This is a genomic window from Chromobacterium sp. Ag138, from assembly GCF_055181315.1.
The window spans coordinates 2,218,456-2,235,540 of sequence record NZ_JBUPWA010000001.1; the positions used below are offsets into that span (position 1 = coordinate 2,218,456).

Annotated in this window: 13 protein-coding genes; 5 read left to right on the plus strand and 8 right to left on the minus strand. The window is 68.4% G+C overall.

The features are described 5' to 3' along the window. From ACY3GB_RS10215 to ACY3GB_RS10230, 4 genes are read left to right on the plus strand one after another with little or no spacing between them, the layout of a single operon-like run. On the plus strand, window positions 1–1,035 hold the full coding sequence (locus ACY3GB_RS10215) for a hemin-degrading factor (protein ID WP_463088630.1): 1,035 nt from the start codon (window positions 1–3) through the stop codon (window positions 1,033–1,035). Next, window positions 1,025–1,816, plus strand: coding sequence for a heme/hemin ABC transporter substrate-binding protein (locus ACY3GB_RS10220; protein WP_463088631.1), 792 nt, complete (start codon window positions 1,025–1,027; stop codon window positions 1,814–1,816). The genes ACY3GB_RS10215 and ACY3GB_RS10220 overlap by 11 nt, the downstream gene beginning before the upstream one ends. Then, window positions 1,813–2,769: a FecCD family ABC transporter permease gene (locus ACY3GB_RS10225; RefSeq protein WP_463088632.1), complete on the plus strand. Its 957-nt coding sequence runs from the start codon at window positions 1,813–1,815 to the stop codon at window positions 2,767–2,769. Before ACY3GB_RS10220 ends, ACY3GB_RS10225 begins: the two co-directional genes overlap by 4 nt. Next, the gene (locus ACY3GB_RS10230; protein ID WP_463088633.1) at window positions 2,762–3,529 is read left to right on the plus strand and encodes an ABC transporter ATP-binding protein; all 768 of its coding nucleotides are present in this window, start codon (window positions 2,762–2,764) and stop codon (window positions 3,527–3,529) included. Before ACY3GB_RS10225 ends, ACY3GB_RS10230 begins: the two co-directional genes overlap by 8 nt. Before the next feature lie 58 nt (window positions 3,530–3,587). Here the strand turns inward: ACY3GB_RS10230 and ACY3GB_RS10235 are convergent, their stop codons facing one another. The 5 genes from ACY3GB_RS10235 to ACY3GB_RS10255 all read right to left on the minus strand — a co-directional run bounded on the left by ACY3GB_RS10235 (window position 3,588) and on the right by ACY3GB_RS10255 (window position 10,243). Continuing rightward, complete coding sequence (locus tag ACY3GB_RS10235; protein ID WP_046158834.1) at window positions 3,588–4,130, minus strand: hypoxanthine-guanine phosphoribosyltransferase; 543 nt, start codon at window positions 4,128–4,130, stop codon at window positions 3,588–3,590. Between the two features lie 59 nt (window positions 4,131–4,189). Beyond that, the gene (galU, locus tag ACY3GB_RS10240; RefSeq protein ID WP_463088634.1) at window positions 4,190–5,062 is read right to left on the minus strand and encodes a UTP--glucose-1-phosphate uridylyltransferase GalU; all 873 of its coding nucleotides are present in this window, start codon (window positions 5,060–5,062) and stop codon (window positions 4,190–4,192) included. A gap of 69 nt (window positions 5,063–5,131) precedes the next feature. Continuing rightward, on the minus strand, window positions 5,132–6,565 hold the full coding sequence (locus ACY3GB_RS10245; RefSeq protein WP_463088635.1) for a tetratricopeptide repeat protein: 1,434 nt from the start codon (window positions 6,563–6,565) through the stop codon (window positions 5,132–5,134). An 11-nt stretch (window positions 6,566–6,576) separates the two neighbouring features. Continuing rightward, window positions 6,577–8,988, minus strand: a complete 2,412-nt coding sequence (gene ligA, locus ACY3GB_RS10250; protein WP_463088636.1) for an NAD-dependent DNA ligase LigA — start codon at window positions 8,986–8,988, stop codon at window positions 6,577–6,579. Between the two features lie 61 nt (window positions 8,989–9,049). Beyond that, complete coding sequence (locus ACY3GB_RS10255) at window positions 9,050–10,243, minus strand: cell division protein ZipA C-terminal FtsZ-binding domain-containing protein (protein WP_463088637.1); 1,194 nt, start codon at window positions 10,241–10,243, stop codon at window positions 9,050–9,052. A gap of 513 nt (window positions 10,244–10,756) precedes the next feature. Here ACY3GB_RS10255 and ACY3GB_RS10260 point away from each other — a divergent pair. Continuing rightward, on the plus strand, window positions 10,757–11,224 hold the full coding sequence (locus ACY3GB_RS10260) for a MarR family winged helix-turn-helix transcriptional regulator (protein WP_021475181.1): 468 nt from the start codon (window positions 10,757–10,759) through the stop codon (window positions 11,222–11,224). 21 nt (window positions 11,225–11,245) lie between these two features. On the opposite strand, the gene ACY3GB_RS10265 is transcribed toward ACY3GB_RS10260, so the two are convergent. The 3 genes from ACY3GB_RS10265 to smc form a co-directional block, all read right to left on the minus strand. After that, complete coding sequence (locus ACY3GB_RS10265; protein ID WP_463088638.1) at window positions 11,246–12,016, minus strand: energy transducer TonB; 771 nt, start codon at window positions 12,014–12,016, stop codon at window positions 11,246–11,248. Continuing rightward, window positions 11,977–13,356: an MFS transporter gene (locus tag ACY3GB_RS10270; RefSeq protein ID WP_463088639.1), complete on the minus strand. Its 1,380-nt coding sequence runs from the start codon at window positions 13,354–13,356 to the stop codon at window positions 11,977–11,979. Before ACY3GB_RS10270 ends, ACY3GB_RS10265 begins: the two co-directional genes overlap by 40 nt. A 227-nt stretch (window positions 13,357–13,583) precedes the next feature. Next, entirely contained in the window at window positions 13,584–17,072 is a 3,489-nt protein-coding gene (smc, locus tag ACY3GB_RS10275; RefSeq protein ID WP_463088640.1) for a chromosome segregation protein SMC, read from the minus strand. Between the last annotated feature and the right edge of the window lie 13 nt (window positions 17,073–17,085).

Consider the following 17,085-nt stretch of genomic DNA (forward strand, 5'->3'; position numbering starts at 1 on the left):
ATGAGCCAGCTATGGGACCGCTACCAAGCCCTCAAAGCCAGCCAGCCTAAGCTGCGCGCCCGCGACGCCGCCATCGCGCTGGACGTCAGCGAATGCGAGCTGGTGGCCGCCGATCCGGCCGCCACCCCGCTGCAGCCGGAATGGCAGGCCATCCTCGCCGCCCTGGCCCCGCTGGGCCGGGTGATGGCGCTGACGCGCAACCACGCCTGCGTCCACGAGACCAAGGGCGATTACGCCAATGTCGAGTTCAACGGCAAGGTCGGCCTCGCCATCAACCCGGTGATCGATCTGCGCATCTTCCTGTTCCACTGGCGCCACGGCTTCGCGGTGCGCAGCGAGACGCCGCGCGGCGTGCAGCGCAGCCTGCAGTTCTTCGACCGCTACGGCGAGGCGGTGCACAAGGTGTACCTGACGGCCGACAGCGACGTCGCCGCCTACGACGAGCTGGCGGCGCGCTTCGCCGCGCCCGCCGCCGCGCTGGAGCTGGAGCCGGCCGCCGCGCCCGCCGCCGAGCTGCCCGACGACGCCATCGACCGGGAAGCCTTCCAGGCCGAATGGCGCAGCCTTGGCGACGTGCACGCCTTCCACCCCTTCCTGCGCCGCTGGCAGGTGTCGCGGCGCCAGGGCTTCCGCCTGGCGCCGCCGGGACAGGCCTGGCGCGTGCGCGAAGACGCGGTGGAGCAGCTGCTGCGCCGCGCCGCCGCCATCGCAGCGCCGATCATGGTGTTCGCCGGCAACGGCGGCATGATCCAGATCCACACCGGCCCGGTCCGCAACGTCCAGGTGGTGGGCGACTGGCTGAACGTGCTCGACCCCGACTTCAACCTGCACCTGCGCACCGACCTGATCGCCGAAGCCTGGGTCACCCGCAAGCCGGGCGACAACGGCGTGGTCAGCTCGCTGGAGCTGTTCGACGAGCGGGGAGAATCGCTGGCCACCTTCTTCGGCGAACGCAAGCCGGGCCGCCCGGAACGCGCCGAATGGGTGAAGCTGCTGGGAGAACTGCCGCCGCTGGAGAAAGCCGATGTCGCGTAAGCCCCTGCTGGCCGGCCTGATGCTGGCCGCGCTGCCGCTGATCGCCTCCGCCGCCGAGCGGCTGGTGGTGGTGACGCCCGACATCGCCGAAATCGTCGTCGCGCTGGGCGCAGCCGGCGAGGTGGTGGGCCGCGACCGCGGCAGCAAGGAGGCCGAGCTGGCCCACGCCCAGGTGGTGGGCTTCTCGCGCGCGCTGAACGCCGAGGCCATCGCCAAGCTCAAACCCACCCTGGTGCTGGGCAGCGCCGCCGCCCAGCCGCCTACGCTATGGCCGCAGCTGAAGCAGCTGAAGCTGCGCGCCGAGGAGGTCAGCGCCCGCGAGGACGGCCGCGACTTCGCCGGCGCGATCCGCAAGGTGGGCGCGCTGCTGGGCCGCGACGCCGCCGCCGCCAAACTGGCGTCCGACTGGCAGCGCGGCATGCAGCCGCGCGCCGGCCGCGCCGTGCGCTACCTGGTCAGCTACGACGGCAGCCTGGTCGCCGGCAGCGAGACCGCGTCCGACACGCTGATCCGCGCGGCCGGCGGCGTCAACGCCGCGGCCGGGCTGAACGGCTTCAAACCTTTGGCGCGCGACGCCTGGCAGGCGCTGAAGCCGGACGTGATCATCCTGGGCAGCCATACCTCCGCCGCCTATGGCGGCAAGGAGGCCTTCGCCAAACGTCCCGAGATCGCCGCCACCCCGGCCGGCAAACAGGGGCGCATCTATCTGCTGCCGCCGCAGCAGGGCATGCTGATCGGCCTGGGCAGCCCGGAGATGGTCGAACGGATGGTGAAGATGTGAGCGGCGCCCGACTGCTGTGGCCCGGCCTGATCATCGCCAGCGCGGCATTGCCGCTGCTGGCTTTGTCCAGTTCCGCCGGGCAGTTGTCGTGGCCGGATCTGAGCGATCCGCTGGTCGCCGGCCTGCGCCTGCCGCGCGTGATCGCCGCGCTGGGCGTCGGCGCGGCGCTGTCCGCCAGCGGCGCGGCGCTGCAGGCGCTGTTCCGCAACCCGCTGGCCGATCCCGGCCTGATCGGCACGTCGGGCGGCGCCGCGCTGGCGGTGATCGCGGTGCTGGCAATGGGCCTGTCCGGCTTGTCGCTGCCGCTGGCGGCTTTCGGCGGCGGCCTGGCCGCCACCTGGCTGATCCTGGCGCTGGCGCGGCTGGCCAAAGGCGGCCTGGCCGGCCTGCTACTGATGGGGCTGGTGGTGGGTGCCTTCTGCGGCGCCGTCTCCAGCCTGATTCTATTTCTATCCGACGACCTGACACTGCGCGCGGCCAGCAGCTGGCTGGCCGGCAATCTGGGCGCGTCGCTGCCCGGAAACCAATGGCCGTGCCTGCTGGCGGCCGGACTCGGCGTCGCGCTGCTGTGCGCGATAGGCCGCGATCTGGATTGCCTGCTGCTGGGCGAGGAAACCGCGCGCTCGCTGGGCATCGACACCCGCCGCACCCGCCGGCTCGCCGCCGTCGGCGCGGCGCTGGCCACCGGCGGCGCGGTGGCGCTGTCGGGCGTGATCGGCTTCGTCGGCATGATGATCCCCAACGCGCTGTCGCTGCTGATCGGCGGCTGCCGCCGCAAGCTGATCCTGACCTCGGCCTGGGCCGGCGCGCTGTTCCTGCTGGCGGTGGACACGCTGGCGCGCAACATCGCCTGGCCTCTGGACCTGCCGGTGGGCCTGATGGCCGCCTTCGCCGGCCCGCCCTTTTTCATCTGGCTTTTCCGCCGCCAACAAGGGAGTCCCCACGATGCCTGACACCCATACCCTGAAAGCGCGCGAGCTCGGCTACGACATAGCCGGCCGCGCTTTGCTGCGAGACATCCGCCTGGACCTGCCCGCCGGCCAGGTCAGCGTGCTGCTCGGCCCCAACGGCGCCGGCAAGACCACGTTGCTGCGCCTGCTGGCCGGCCTGGCCATTCCCAGCCATGGCGCGGTGCGCCTGGCCGGCCAGTGCGTGTGCCGGATGGACGCGCTGCAGCGCGCCCGACACATGGCCTGGGTGCCGCAGCACCTGCCGGCCGACATTCCGCTGACGGTGGCCGAATTCGCCGCGCTGGGCCGCACGCCCTATCTGGGCGCCTTCACCCGTCCCTCTCCCCAGGACCGCGCCGCGGTGGCCGAAGCGCTGACCATCGTGGAGATGGACGGCTACGCGTCCAAGCGGCTGGACGCGCTGTCCGGCGGCGAGCGGCAACGGGTGGCCATCGCCCGCGCGCTGGCGCAGCAAGCGCCAGTGATCCTGCTGGATGAGCCAACCAACCACCTGGATCTGCGCCACCAGCACAAGCTGCAATTGCTGCTGCGCGAGTTGGCGGCCCGGGGCAAGACCGTCGCCCAAGTGCTGCACGACCTGCAGCTGGCCGCCGAATACGCCGACCGGGTCGCGCTGCTGGATGGCGGCCGGCTGGTGGCGGAGGGTCCGCCGCGCGCGGTGCTGACGCCGGAGCGCCTGCTGGAGGTGTACCGCTGGCCGGTGCGGCTGGGCCATCCCGCCGCTGACCGGCAGGCCGCCTGAAAAACAAAAGCCGCCTCCCGGATGCCGGGGGCGGCTTCTTTCTCGACGGCCAGCCGTCTTACTTCAATGCGTAGATGGCCGGCAGATTGCGCCAGGCGCCGCGCACGTCCATGCCATAGCCGAACACGTAGCGGTCCGGCACATCCAGGCCGACGAAGTCCGCCTGCATCGGTTTTTCCTTGCTGATCAGCTTGTTGGCGAACACGCCGCTGTAGAAAGCCTTGGCTCCCATGGCCATCACCTTGTCGCGGATCGCAGCCATGGTGTGGCCTTCGTCCAGGATGTCGTCCAGCACCAGCACCACGCGGTCGCGCACGTCTTCCTTCGGCGCCTGCTTCCACACCAGCTCGCCGCCATGGGTCTTGTCGCCGTAGCGGGAAACGTGGACATAGTCGAAGTCCAGCGGGAACTCCAGCCGCGGCAGCAATTGGCCGGTGAACACCACGGCGCCGCCCATCACGGACAGCACCAGCGGGTATTCCTCGCCCAGTTTTTCGGTGATCTCCACCGCCATGCGGTCGACGGCGGCGCTGACTTCCTCCGCGCTGAACAGCACGTCGGCGCTGTTGATCAGGCCGCGGGCTTCGGCAATATTAGGCATGATGACTCCTTGAACAGAACAAGCTGCGCCGCCGGAAAGCGGCGCGAATGGAAAAACCGTCAGTCGAGCTTCAGCTCGCGCAGGAAGGCGGCGAATTCGCCGGCCACTTCGTTGTGTTTCAGGCCATAGTTGACCGTGGCCTTCAGATAACCCAGCTTGGAGCCGCAATCGTAGCGGGTGCCGTGGAACGGCAGCGCCAGCACCGGCTCGCTCTTCATCAGCGCGGCGATGCCGTCGGTCAGCTGGATCTCGCCGCCGGCGCCGGCCGCGGTATTGACCAGCTTGTCGAAAATGCGCGGGGTCAGGATGTAGCGGCCGACGACGGCCAGATTGGACGGCGCTTCTTCCGGACGCGGCTTCTCGACGATGTGCGCCACGCTCTGGTGGCCCTGGGCGTTTGGCGCCACTTTGACGATGCCGTAAGAGCCGGTCTCTTCCGGCGCCACCGTCTCCACCCCCAGGATAGACGAGTGCGTCTCATCGAACAGGCGCACCATCTGCTCCATCGCGCCCGGCGCGCCTTCGATCAGGTCGTCGGCCAGGATCACCGCGAACGGCTCGTCGCCCACCACCGGCCGCGCGCACAGCACGGCGTGGCCCAGGCCCAGCGCCTCGGTCTGGCGGATGTAGATGCAGCTGACCGACGGCGGGATGATTTCCTGCACCAGTTGCAGCAGCTTCTGCTTGTTCTTGTACTCGAGCTCGGTTTCCAGCTCGTAGGCCTTGTCGAAATGATCCTCGATCGAACGCTTGTTGCGGCCGGTGATGAAGATCAGCTCGGTCATGCCGGCGGCGATCGCCTCTTCCACCGCGTACTGGATCAGCGGCTTGTCGACAACGGGCAGCATTTCCTTGGGGCTGGCCTTGGTGGCCGGCAGAAAACGGGTGCCCAGACCGGCGACCGGGAATACCGCCTTGGTGATTTTCTTCATATCCACTCCGAAATCAATGTCGATCAGGCTCGATAACAGCGCCGCATTCTAGCCCGACTTCGCTCAAGGTCAAAATGTCTGTTGCCCCGCCAGCGCCTGCGCCACATCCCGCAACACCGGATCCCAGGCGCCTGGCGACGGCTGCCGCCACAATTTCACCGATGGATACCACGGCGCGGTTTCCGCGTCCGCGAGGAAAAACGGCGCGCTCTCGGCCCGCAGCAGCGCCCACACAGGCCGGCCCATCGCGCCGGCCAGATGCAGGATGGCGGTGTCGACGCAGATCACCAGATCCATCTGCGCCGCCAGCGCGGCGGTATCGGCGAAATCGCCGATCGCCGGCTGCGCCACCAGCCCCCGCAACGGCTCCGGCAGTTCTCCCGGCTGCAGGGCGAAGAAGTCCACTCCCGGCGCGCGGCAGATTTCCGCGAACAGCTGCGGCGGCGCCGATTTGTGCTGGCGCCAGGCATCGGCGATGCCCACGCCCCAGCGGCCGCTCTCCCACACCACCCCCGCCTTCCGGCGCCCGCTGTCCGGCAGCGGCGGCGCGTCCACGGCCACAGGACGCAGGTACGGCGCCGCGGGCAGATTGTCCAGCGTCACGCCGAGCAGGCCCGGCAGCGACATCAACGGCAACTGGCAGTCGAACGCCGGCGCGGCGTCCGGCGGCAGCAATTCGACGCCATCGAATTGGGCAAACAGGCGGTGGAAGGTTTCTGGGCAGGCCAGCAGCAGCCTGGCGTCCGGATGCTCGGCGCGCAGGCGCGGCAAAAAGCGCGCCATCTGCAGGCTATCGCCCAGGCCTTGCTCCGCCCACAGCAGCAGCGCGCGGCCGCCCAGCGGCCCGCCGTCCCACAAACGGCCGGCATGGCGCGGCTTGAGGATGCTGCGCCAGCGCGCCTCGTACAACGGCCAGGCCTCCGCGTAGCGGCCGGCCAGCAGCAGCGCGATCGACAAGCTGAACTGCAGGTTGGCGTCGTCCGGCGCCAAGGCCAGCCCGCCCTGCAGCACGGCGATGGCGTCGTCCAGCAGCAGCGCGCTGGTGCAGACGTTGCCCAGATTGTTGCAGCGGGCCGGCGTCAAGCCGTCCAGCTCGATCGCCTTCAGCAAGCAGGCGATGGCGTCCTGGTAGCGCAGTTGATGCTGGCGCACCACGCCCAGATTGCTCCAGGCATCCACGTGGCCAGGCTCCGCCGCCAGCGCTTCTTCCAGCAGCGAGCCCGCCAGTTCCAACTCGCCCAGCTCCTTCAGCAATACCGCCAGATTGCTCTTGAGATTGGCCGATTCCGGATTCAAAGCCGCTGCGGCCAGATAGTCGTCCAGCGCGCGCGCGGTGTCCTCCAGACGCAGCCAGGCATTGGCGCGATTGGCTAGCGCCTGCCAATCCTTGGGATTGCGCGCCAGGCACATATCGAAAGACTCGACAGCCCCGCGCCAGTCGCCGGCCGCCGCCCGGCGGTTGCCTTCGTCGAAATCGGCCGTCGCCACGGTCTTCAACGCCATGAGGGTCTCCGTCAATTTGCCGCCAGCAGCGCCTGCAGGCCAGCCTCATCCAGTATCTCGACGCCCAGTTCCTGCGCTTTGGCGAGCTTGCTGCCCGCTTCCTCGCCGGCCACCACGTAATGCGTCTTCTTGGACACGCTGCCGGACACCTTGCCGCCGGCGGCCTCGATCAAGGCCTTGGCCTGGTCGCGGCTCAGCGTGGGCAGGGTGCCGGTCAGCACCAGCGTCTTGCCGTCCAGCGGCAGCGCGGCCAGCTCGGCAGCGGCCGGCAGGCTGGACACGATCTCGTCCCGCAGGCCGGCCAAGCGGCCCAGCTCCGCGCGGCGGTCCGGCTCGTCCAGCCAGTCGGCCAGCGCGTTGACGACTTCGGCGGGCAGCTCCAGCTCCAGCAGCGCGCGGCGCTCGCTCTGCCCCAGCCAGGACAGGCTGCGCTGCGCCGCCAGTTGCTGGCTGCGCACCTCGGTCAGCCGCGGAATGCCCAGCCGCGCCAGCAGCGACGCATCGTCCAGCCGCTCGCGCAGCTTGGGCGACGGCGCATGCTCGTCGGCCGGCCTCACTTCGGCCAGCAAGGCGTCCAGCGCCTTTTCATTGTTGTCCTCGGCGAAAAAGTCGGCCAGCGAATCGGCCACCACGCCGCCGATGTCCGGCAGCGCGGCGAACAGCGCCGCCGGGCAACGGCGGATCAGCGCCATGGTGCCCAGCCAGTCGGCCAGCGTCTTGGCGGTGGATTCGCCGACATGGCGGATGCCCAGCGCGAACAGGAGCCTGGCCAGCGGCGGCGTCCGGCTGGCGTCTATCGCCTCGATCAGGTTTTCCGCCCACTTGCTGGCCACCTTGCCGGCCTTGACCGTCTCCGGCGTCGCGCCTTCGTCCTCGTCGGCGCGGCGCTTCATCTCCAGCAGGTCTTCCAGCTTCAGCCGGTACAGGTCGGCCACGCTCTTGACGTAGCCATACTCGACCAGCTTGTCGATGTAGCGCTCGCCCAGGCCGTCGATATCCATCATCCGCCGGCCGGCGAAGTGCTGGATGGCCTGGCTGCGCTGGGCGCGGCAGGACAGCCCGCCCGAGCAGCGGGCGATGGCCTCGCCCTCCTCGCGCACCACGTGGCTGCCGCACACCGGACAGGCGGCCGGCAAGCGGTAGGCCGGGTACCGCGGCGCCTGGCCGGCGCTGAACAGGTCGCCGCCCGCGGCCGGCTGCATCGGCCGCTGCGCCAGCACCACCGACACCACCTCGGGGATCACGTCGCCGGCGCGGCGCACGATCACCGTGTCGCCGACTCTGACATCCTTGCGCCGTACCTCGTCCTCGTTGTGCAGCGTGGCGTTGGTGACGGTGACGCCGCCGACGAAGACCGGCTTGAGCCGCGCCACCGGCGTGATGGCGCCGGTGCGGCCCACCTGTTCCTCGATGGCCTCGACCACCGTCAGCGCCTCCTCGGCCGGGAACTTGTGGGCGATGGCCCAGCGCGGCGCGCGCGACACGAAGCCCAGCGCGTCCTGCTGGTCGCGCCGGTTCACCTTGTACACCACGCCGTCGATCTCGAACGGCAGGCTGGAGCGTCGCGCCTGCACGCCCTCGTAATAGCCGGACAGACCCGCCACCCCGCGCACCACCGGCCGCAGGCTTTCCTCCACCACCGGGAAGCCCAGCGTCTTCAGCCACGCCATCTCGCCGGCATGGGTGGCCGGCCAATCGGCGCCCTCCACCCGGGCGATGGAATACGCGAAGAACGACAGCCGGCGCTGCGCGGTGATGCGCGAATCGAGCTGGCGCAGGCTGCCGGCGGCGGCATTGCGCGGATTGGCGAAGGTCTTGTCGCCGCGTTCGATCTGGTCGGCGTTCAGGCGCTCGAAATCGCGCTTCAGCATCAGCACCTCGCCGCGCACCTCCAGCAGCGCCGGCGGAGTCGCGCCGTCCAGCTTCAGCGGAATGGCGCGTATGGTGCGCACGTTCTTGGTCACCTGCTCGCCGGCCACGCCGTCGCCGCGGGTGGCGGCGCGAGCCAGGACGCCATGCTCATACACCAGCGAAATGGCCAGGCCGTCGAACTTGGGTTCGGTCGCGTATTCGACCTCGGCCAGGTCCAGCCCCTTGCGCACCCGCTCGTCGAACTGGATCAGCTCGGCGTGGCGCTCGGCCGGGTCGGCCAACTGCATGTCGGAAAAAGCGTTGGACAAGGACAGCATCGGCACCGCGTGCACGACGCTGTCGAACTCGGCCAGCGGCGCGCCGCCGACGCGGCGGGTCGGGGAGTCGGGAACGGCCAGTTCCGGACTCGCCTCCTCCAGCGCCTGCAGTTCGCGGAACAGGCGATCGTATTCGGCGTCGGGCACCGTCGGCGCGTCCAGCACGTAGTATTCGTGGCCGTAGCGGTTCAGCAGCTCGCGCAGCTCGGCTGCGCGCAGTTCGTTTGCGGTCATCGGAAACTCTCGAACGGCAAAAGGGCCGGCAAGGCCGGCCCTGTCATCATAAATTCATCGCTCAGGCGAACAGGCGCAAGGCGGCCACGCTGCCCGGCGCGATGCCGCGGTCATCCATGCTGCCGTAGATATGCAGCAGCTGGTCGCGGATGCGGGTCAGGCCGGTTTCGCTCAGCACGCGGCGGTTGTCGTCCACCAGCTGCGCGTCGAACTCCTGCGCCAGCTGCCGCGCGAAATACACCGCGCGGTCGAACACGTCGACGCCGCCGGCCACGCGCGGCACGTCGAACAGCAGCGTCAGCGCCGGGAAGGACTTGTCCAGCAGCGTATGGAAGGTGAACGGCATCTGGTCCGCCGCCACCAGCGAATAAAGGGTATTGCCGGAATCGGCCAGGTAATGGAAGGCGCCGTCCGGCTCCAGCTGCAGGCCGGCGGCCTCGACGAAGCTGCGCAGCCGCGCGCCTTCAATAGACGATTTGGGCACGATGTTGATGCCGATCAGCACGTCGACGTCGGCGCAGAAACGGTCTAGTTCGCGGGCGGCCACCAGCTTCTGCTGGCGCTGCGGGAAGCTGACAGCGGCGTCGTGGTCCTCTGCGAAACGCGACACCTGCTGGCAGAAAGCGGCCAGCTCCTGCTCGGTCACCGCGCCGGAGCGGTCCACCATCTGCATGCTGATGTTGATCTGCTTGTAGCGGGTGCCGGGCAGCGCCTCGGCCACCTTCCACAAACCGCGCTCGGTGCGGCCGATCAGTTGGGTGCGCTTGCCGACATTGAAACGCGGCATCGCCGCCAGCTCGTGCGGCTCGTGGAACACCACCTCGGCGATGAAATCGAGCGAGGGATCCAGCATCGCCACCACCAGCGCCTGGTGGTCGGCGGAGTCCATCGCCAGCTCGGCCTCGTCCTCTTCGTCTATCACCGGCACATCCAGCTGCTGCGCGGCCGGCTCCTGCCGCGGCGGAACCGCCTGCTCGCGGACGAAAGGCGTCTGCTCGGGCAACTGCGGCTCGAACATCGGCTCGTCCTCTTCCGGCTCCAGCTCCGCGTCCACCAGCACCGGCTCCATCCGGTCGGCGCGAACGCCGTCGCGGACATTGTTCTTGGGCACGCCGAGCAATACGTCGTCATGGGCGCGCGCGAACGCCTGCTGCGTCCGTTTGCGGAAACGCCATTCCTGGAACACGTTGAAACCGACAACCAAGGCGATCACGCCGCCGCCCAATATCAATACACCAATCTGCAATTCGCTCATTAGCCAGTCCGCATTAAGGCGAATAATCGAAGCCGCCTTTTCCAAAAACCATCAAGAGCCGTTCACGCCCCGACGCCGCGCCTCATTGAATCCGCGTCACGCGCCCCGGTCGCCGGCCGTTTTTGCGGCAGTGCTCTTCAGGCGGCTTCCCGCTATTGTCCTGTTCCTGCCCGGCCGACGTTTCCTTTCTCGGCCGGCCCGCTTTTCGCGGGCATTTCACGCTCATTATAACGAAAGCCCGCCCCGGCGCACCATTTGGCAGTGCTTTGCGGCTTGACAAAAACCGATCCCAGGCTGACGTCATGCCGGATTCCGGTTTTTCCCCGGCTTCCATCGTCCCGATTTCCCGATTTACTGTCAGTCAGGACAGGCCGATCTAGAAAATTTTGTCAGGATGAACATGACATTTCAGACAGGCGAATTTATCCAAAGCGCGTGTCAGAATTGTAGGTGACTCTGTCATAGGGCCTTCTTCTGTACCACTTTTGCTAGAACAGCACGGGGACTCTTTCGATGAAAAAATCCGATCAAGCCAGTTTCCTGCCTGTCGTACGCGAACTGTCGCGCACCTATCAGGCCTTTGAACAGTTCGCCAGCTACAATATCCGCCGGCTGGGGCTGACACCACCTCAATTCGACGTCGTCACCACGCTGGGCAACAGCCAGGGGATGAACTGCAAGGAGTTGTCCGATCACACGCTGATCACCAAGGGCACGCTGACCGGCGTGCTGGACCGCCTGGAAGACAAGGGCATCGTCACCCGCAGCATGCAGCCCAACGACCGCCGCAGCGTCTTCGTCGCTTTGACTCCTTACGGGCAGCAATTGTTCAATGACGCCTTCCCGGCGCACTTGGACTATATGCACAACGCCTTCCAGCAATTCGGCGAGCAGGACCTCTCCGGATTCTGCAGCGAGCTGGGCCGCCTGCGCGCCAGCTTCAGCCAAGCGCTGGAACAGCAGGAAAACACGCCGGCCTGAGCCGCGCCGCCGGCAGGGCCGCTAGCGCCCTTCCCCCTCGAAGCGCACCGGCACAGTCAGATCCGACTCCACCGGTTTGCCGTTGCGCTTCGCGGGAACGAAACGCCAGCGCGAAACCGCCTCCACCGCGGCCTGATCCAAGCGTCTGTAGCCGCTGCCGCGCGCCACAGACACCTCCAGCGCGCGCCCATCCGCGCCGACCCTGACGCTGAGCGTCGCAACGCCCTCTTCTCCCAGCTGGCGCGAACGTTCCGGATAAACCGGCTTGGGATTCCGCAAATACGACGGCGCGTACAAAGCTTCGCTGTCGCCCTCGGACTTGGCTTGGCTTTTTCCCGAACCATCGACTTTGCCGGCGCTGCTCCCGCCGCCGGAAAGCGCGGCGCCGCCAGAGCCTGGAACCGCCTTATCCACAGGCTGCCGTTCCTGCATTTCCGATCCAATCGCTTCCCGCAACGCAGGCGCCTTGTTCTGCGTGTCTGTCGCGGCATGCGCGCTGGGCCGCGGCCGCTCTCTGGTTTCAATCGGCCGATCCGGCCTCGCCGCGCCATCGCCCATCCCGGACCGCCGCCCTTCGCCTGCCGGACCGCTGCGCGCCGCCGGACTGGCCGGTTGCAGATCAAGCGCCAGCGCCGACGCGCGCGCCGGCGGACGGACGGGTCCGCCATCCAGCGCCCACCAGGCGGCCAGCGCCGACAAATGGATGGCCGCGGACAGCAGCAGCATCCGGCACAGGCGCTTGCCTTCTCCGCTCAGCAACGCATCGCCGCCCCCGAGCGGCTGTACTGCCACCACGCCACCACGCAGCACAGCAGGTAGAACAGGAAGAACATCGCGAACGCCGGCAGAAAGCTGCCGAACCAGCTCAAGGCCGAGCCGAAAGCCTTGGGAATCACGAAGCCGCCGAATGCCGCCATCACCGAGCTGACGTTCATCGCCGACGCCCCGCGCCGACCTCCGCGCGCATAGGCCTGCGTCAGGCTCTCGCCGCCGCGCTGCGCATCGCGGCCGGCCTGGATCAGGAAGACCTTGGGCGCCAGTTGGTAGGAAGAGCCGTTGCCGACCCCGGCAGCGAAGAAGATCAGCTGGAACATCGCCAGAAACAGCCAGAACGAACCGCCGCTGGCCGCCGACGGCAGGCTCAGATAGACGCCGACCGTGCCCAGCGCCATCAGCAGATTGCTGGCCACCGTGGCGATGCCCCCGCCGATGCGGTCACCCATCCAGCCGCCCAGCGGCCGCGACAGCGCGCAAACCATCGGCCCGACGAACAGATAGGGGCTGGCGTCCACCTGGGGAAACATCGCCCGCGCCAGCAACGGAAAGGCGGCGGAAAAGCCGAGAAAAGTGCCGTAACTGCCCATGTACAGCAAGCAGATATACCAGGTGTGGGCGTCGCGCATCGCGTCCAGCTGGTCGCGCGGCGTGATCCGCAGCTTGGGCAGATCGTGCGCGTACAGCAGGCAGGCCAGCGCGATCAGCACGACCAGCGGCAGCCAGATGTAGGCGGCGTTCTGCAGCCAGACGAAATGCACTTCCCCGCCCCGCCCCCACACCTGCGGCTCGCCGGCCCTCGCGCCGAACAACGGATACAGGATGCACAAGGGAATCAGCAACTGCGCGACCGACACGCCCAGGTTGCCGAGGCCGGCGTTGAGGCCCATCGCCAGGCCCTTCTCCGACTTGGGGAAGAAAAAGCTGGTATTGGACAAATGCGAGGCGCTGGCGCCGCCGCCGATGCCGCACAGGCCGGCCACCAGCAGCAATTGCCAGAACGGCGAGGAAATGTCCTGCACCACCCGGCCGACGCCCCAGGCCGGCAACAGCAGCAGCAAGGTGGACAAGCCCAGCCATAGCCCGCCGCCCACCCAGCTCCAGATCCAGGAGTAGATCAGCCGCATCAGCGCGCCGACCAGCGGCGGAATCGACACCAGCAGGAACTGCTGCTGGCCGGAAATCAGGAAGCCGACCGCCGGCAGGTTGACCACCACCATGCTCCACATCATCCAGATGTTGAAGTTCAGATGCAGCGAGAAGATGGACAGCCACAGATTGCGCCGGGCGATGCCGCTGCCGCGGCTCAGCCAGAAAATGACGTTCTCCGGCTCCCAACGTTTGATGCTTACGGTCATGAACGTATTCCACGGTGACGAAACGGCGCAGCCGAACAATTTCGATCAGTCTGACAAGCCGGCGGCGCAGTATGCCATCCGCCGTTCCGGCCCGGCCTTGCGCCGCGTCAATGCCGGCCGATGCGCCTGTCCACGATCTTTCTCCAGGTGATCGGACCAGGCTTGCGAAAAGCCGGCCCAGCCTGCGATGCGGCGCGAAAGCCGGACGCAGGCTGCCGAAAGCAAGCCTAGGCGGTCTCGCGCATCTTCAGCGCTTCGACGATGTCCACCGCGACGATGCGGCTGACGCCCTGCTCCTGCATCGTCACCCCCACCAGTTGCTCGGCCATCTCCATCGTCAGCCGGTTATGGGAAATATAGAGGAACTGGGTGCGCTCGGACATTTGCTTGACCAGATCGCAGAAGCGGCTGGTATTGGCGTCATCCAGCGGCGCGTCCACCTCGTCCAGCAGGCAGAACGGCGCCGGGTTCAGAGAAAACAGCGAGAACACCAGGCTCATCGCGGTCAGCGCCTTCTCGCCGCCTGACAGCAGATGGATGGTGCTGTTCTTCTTGCCCGGCGGCTGGGCGATGATCTGGACGCCGGCGTCCAGCAGGTCTTCGCCGGTCAGCACCAGCTCGGCGCGGCCGCCGCCGAACAGCGTCGGGAAAAATTCGCGCATCTTGGCGTTGACCGCGTCGTAGGTGGCCTGCAGCATCTCGCGGGTTTCGCCGTCTATCTTGGCGATCGCCTCCTCCAGCGTCGCCATCGCCTGGTTCAGGTCGTCCGACTGGGCCTGCAGGTATTCGCCGCGCTTCTTCGCCTCCTCCAGCTCCTGCAGCGCCGCCAGGTTGACCGCGCCCAGGCCTTCCAGCGCGCGCGCCAGCCGGGCGATTTCGGCCGCCAGCGCGTTCGGCTTCACGCCTTCGTTCAGATCGGCCAGCAAAGCGGTTTCGTCGGCCTCGGCCTGGGCCAGCTCTTCGGCGAAGCGCTCCATCGCCAGCCTGGCTTCCTGGTGCTTGAGCAGCCAGTCGGAGCGCGCCTCGCGCAACGCCGGCAGCGCGGCGTTGGCCTCGTGCTGGCGCTGGCTGATTTCGCGCATCCGCTCGGTCAGCTGGTTGAGCCGGTCGCGCGCGGCCGACAGCTCGCCCTCGCGCGCCTCGCGCTCGGCCAAGGCTTGCTGCAGCGCCTCTTCCGGCACCGCCTCGTCCACCGTCTCGGACTCGGCCGCCAGCGTTTCCAGCCGCTCCTGCAATTGCTCGTCGCGGTCGGCCAGCTCGCGGTCGCGGCGGGACAGCTCGGCCACCTTCTGCTCGGCGCTGTGCAAGGCCAGCTTGATCTCGTGCAGCACGCGCTCGGCGTCGCGCGCCTTGTTGCGCGTCAGCTCCAGCCGGGTTTCGGCGTTCAGCCGCTCCAGCCTCGCCTCTTCCAGTTGCAGCGCCAGCTCTTCCAGGGTCAGCGCCGCTTCCTCGCCCATCAGCTCGGCCTCGGCGATGCCCTCCTCGGCATGACGCCGGTCCTCGGCGATGCGGCCGCGCTCGGCCTCGATCGCCGACAGCCGCGCCGCGCCCTGGCGCGCCGCCTGATCGAGCTTGACCTGCTCCAGCGTGGCGGCGTTCAGTTCCGCCTCCAGCCGGGTCAGCGAACCCTTCTGGCCGCGCACCGCCTCGGCCAGCATATTGCCCATGCTCTGTAGGCTGTCGCGCTTCTTCTGCATCGCGTCGATTTCCGGCCGCAAGGCGTCGGCGCGGACCGAAGCCTCGTCCAATTGCCGTTTGCGGGCCATCAGGCCGTCGCCGCTGGCTTCGGCGTGATAGCGCGCGCTGGCGGCGTCGACGCGATGGCCCTCCGGCGTCAGCCAGCACTCGCCGGCGGCCAGTTCGCCGCGGCGGGCCAGCGCGTCGTCCAAGGTATCGGCCAGATACACGCCGGACAGCCAGTCGGCCAAGGCCGCGTCGAACGGCGCTTGCGCCTTCACTTGGTCCAGCAACGCCGGCCAGCCGCGCGCGGGCCGTCCCGCCGCCGCGGCGCGCCGGCCGTCCACCAGAATCAGCGCCGCCGGCGGCTGCGCATGCGGCAAACTTGCCGCGCGGGCGGACAGGCGCTCGCCCAGCGCCGCTTCCAACGCTTGCTGCCAGCGCGCGTCCACCTGCAGCGATTGCCATAGTTGCGGCGCGTCGGCCAGGCCATGTGTGTCCAGCCAGCCGGCCAGTTGCTCGTCCGCCGCCTCGCGCTGCAGCAGCGCCGCCAGCGCGGCGGCCTCGGCCTCGGCGCGCGCCAGCTTGGTGCGCTTGGCAGCCAGCTGCTGATCCAGCTTTTCCCGCTCGGCGGCGAGGTCGGCCTGCTTGGCCTCGTCGGCCACCAGCCGCGCCCGCACCGCGTCCAGCGCGGCCTTGGCCTTGCCGACTTCCTGTTGCGCCGCCTCCAGCACATGGTGCTCGGGCAGGTTCAGATCGGACAGTTCGCGCGTCAGCGCGGCGTCGCGGCCGTCCAGCTGCTGCTGGCCGCGCTGCCAATGCTCGATCTTTTGCCGCGACAGGTCGCGCTCGCGGGTCAGGTCGGCCTGCTGCGCAAGCAGCTGCGACTGCTGCTGGTCCAGCTGGCGGAACGCCGCCTCGGCGGTCGGCAGCTCGTCGGCGCCGTCCTCCAGCGCCATCTGCGCCTCTTCCTGCCGCAGTTGCGCCTCCTCCAGCCTGGGCAGCCAGTCGTCCAGCTCCGCCTCCACCTGCTGGCGGTTGTCGGCCAGTTGCTGGCGCTCGCCGCGGGCGGCCAGGAGGTCGCGCTCCAGCCGCTGCCGGCTCTGCTCGCGATGGCGCTGCGCCTCTTCCAGCCGCGCCAGCTGGGCGTTGGCCTCGAACAGCCTCTGCTGCGCCTCGTGCACCGCGTCGCTGGCGGCGAAATGCTGCTCGCGCACGGTTTCCTGCTCGGTCTCCAGATGGGTGACCGCCGCCTCGAAAGCGGCTTCTTCGGTTTCGATGCGCGCCAGCTCGCCGCGGGCATGCGCCTCGTTGCGGGCGGCTTCCTCGCGCCGCGCCAGCGCCAGCAGATTTTGCTTGTGGGTCAGCGCGCCGCGCATGTCGTGGTATTGCGAAGCCACCTCGGCCTGCTCCGACAACCGCTCCACCTGGCGTTCCAGCTCCTGCCGCAGGTCGGCGATGCGTTCGAGGTTGGCGCGGGTGTCGCCCAGGCGGTTTTCGGTCTCGCGGCGGCGCTCCTTGTACTTGGACACGCCGGCAGCCTCTTCCAGATAGGCGCGCAGCTCTTCCGGCCGCGCTTCGATGATGCGCGAGATCATGCCCTGCTCGATCACCGCGTAGCCGCGCGCGCCGACGCCGGTGCCGAGGAACAGATCGGTGATGTCGCGACGGCGCACCTGCTGATTGTTGATGTAATAGCTGGATTCGCCTTGCCGCGTCAGCACCCGCTTGATCGCCACTTCGGCGTACTGGCCCCAGGGGCCGGTGAGCTGGCCGTCGCCGTTGTCGAACACCAGCTCCACCGAAGCGCGCGACACCGGCTTGCGGCTGGACGAGCCGTTGAAGATCACGTCCTGCATCGATTCGCCGCGCAGCTGCTTGGCCGACGATTCGCCCAACACCCAGCGCACCGCGTCGATCACGTTCGACTTGCCGCAGCCGTTGGGGCCGATCACCGCCACCAGTTGGCCCGGCACCGCGATGCTGGTGGGATCGACAAACGACTTGAAGCCGGCGAGCTTGATATGGGTCAGGCGCAAAACATCCTCGCTG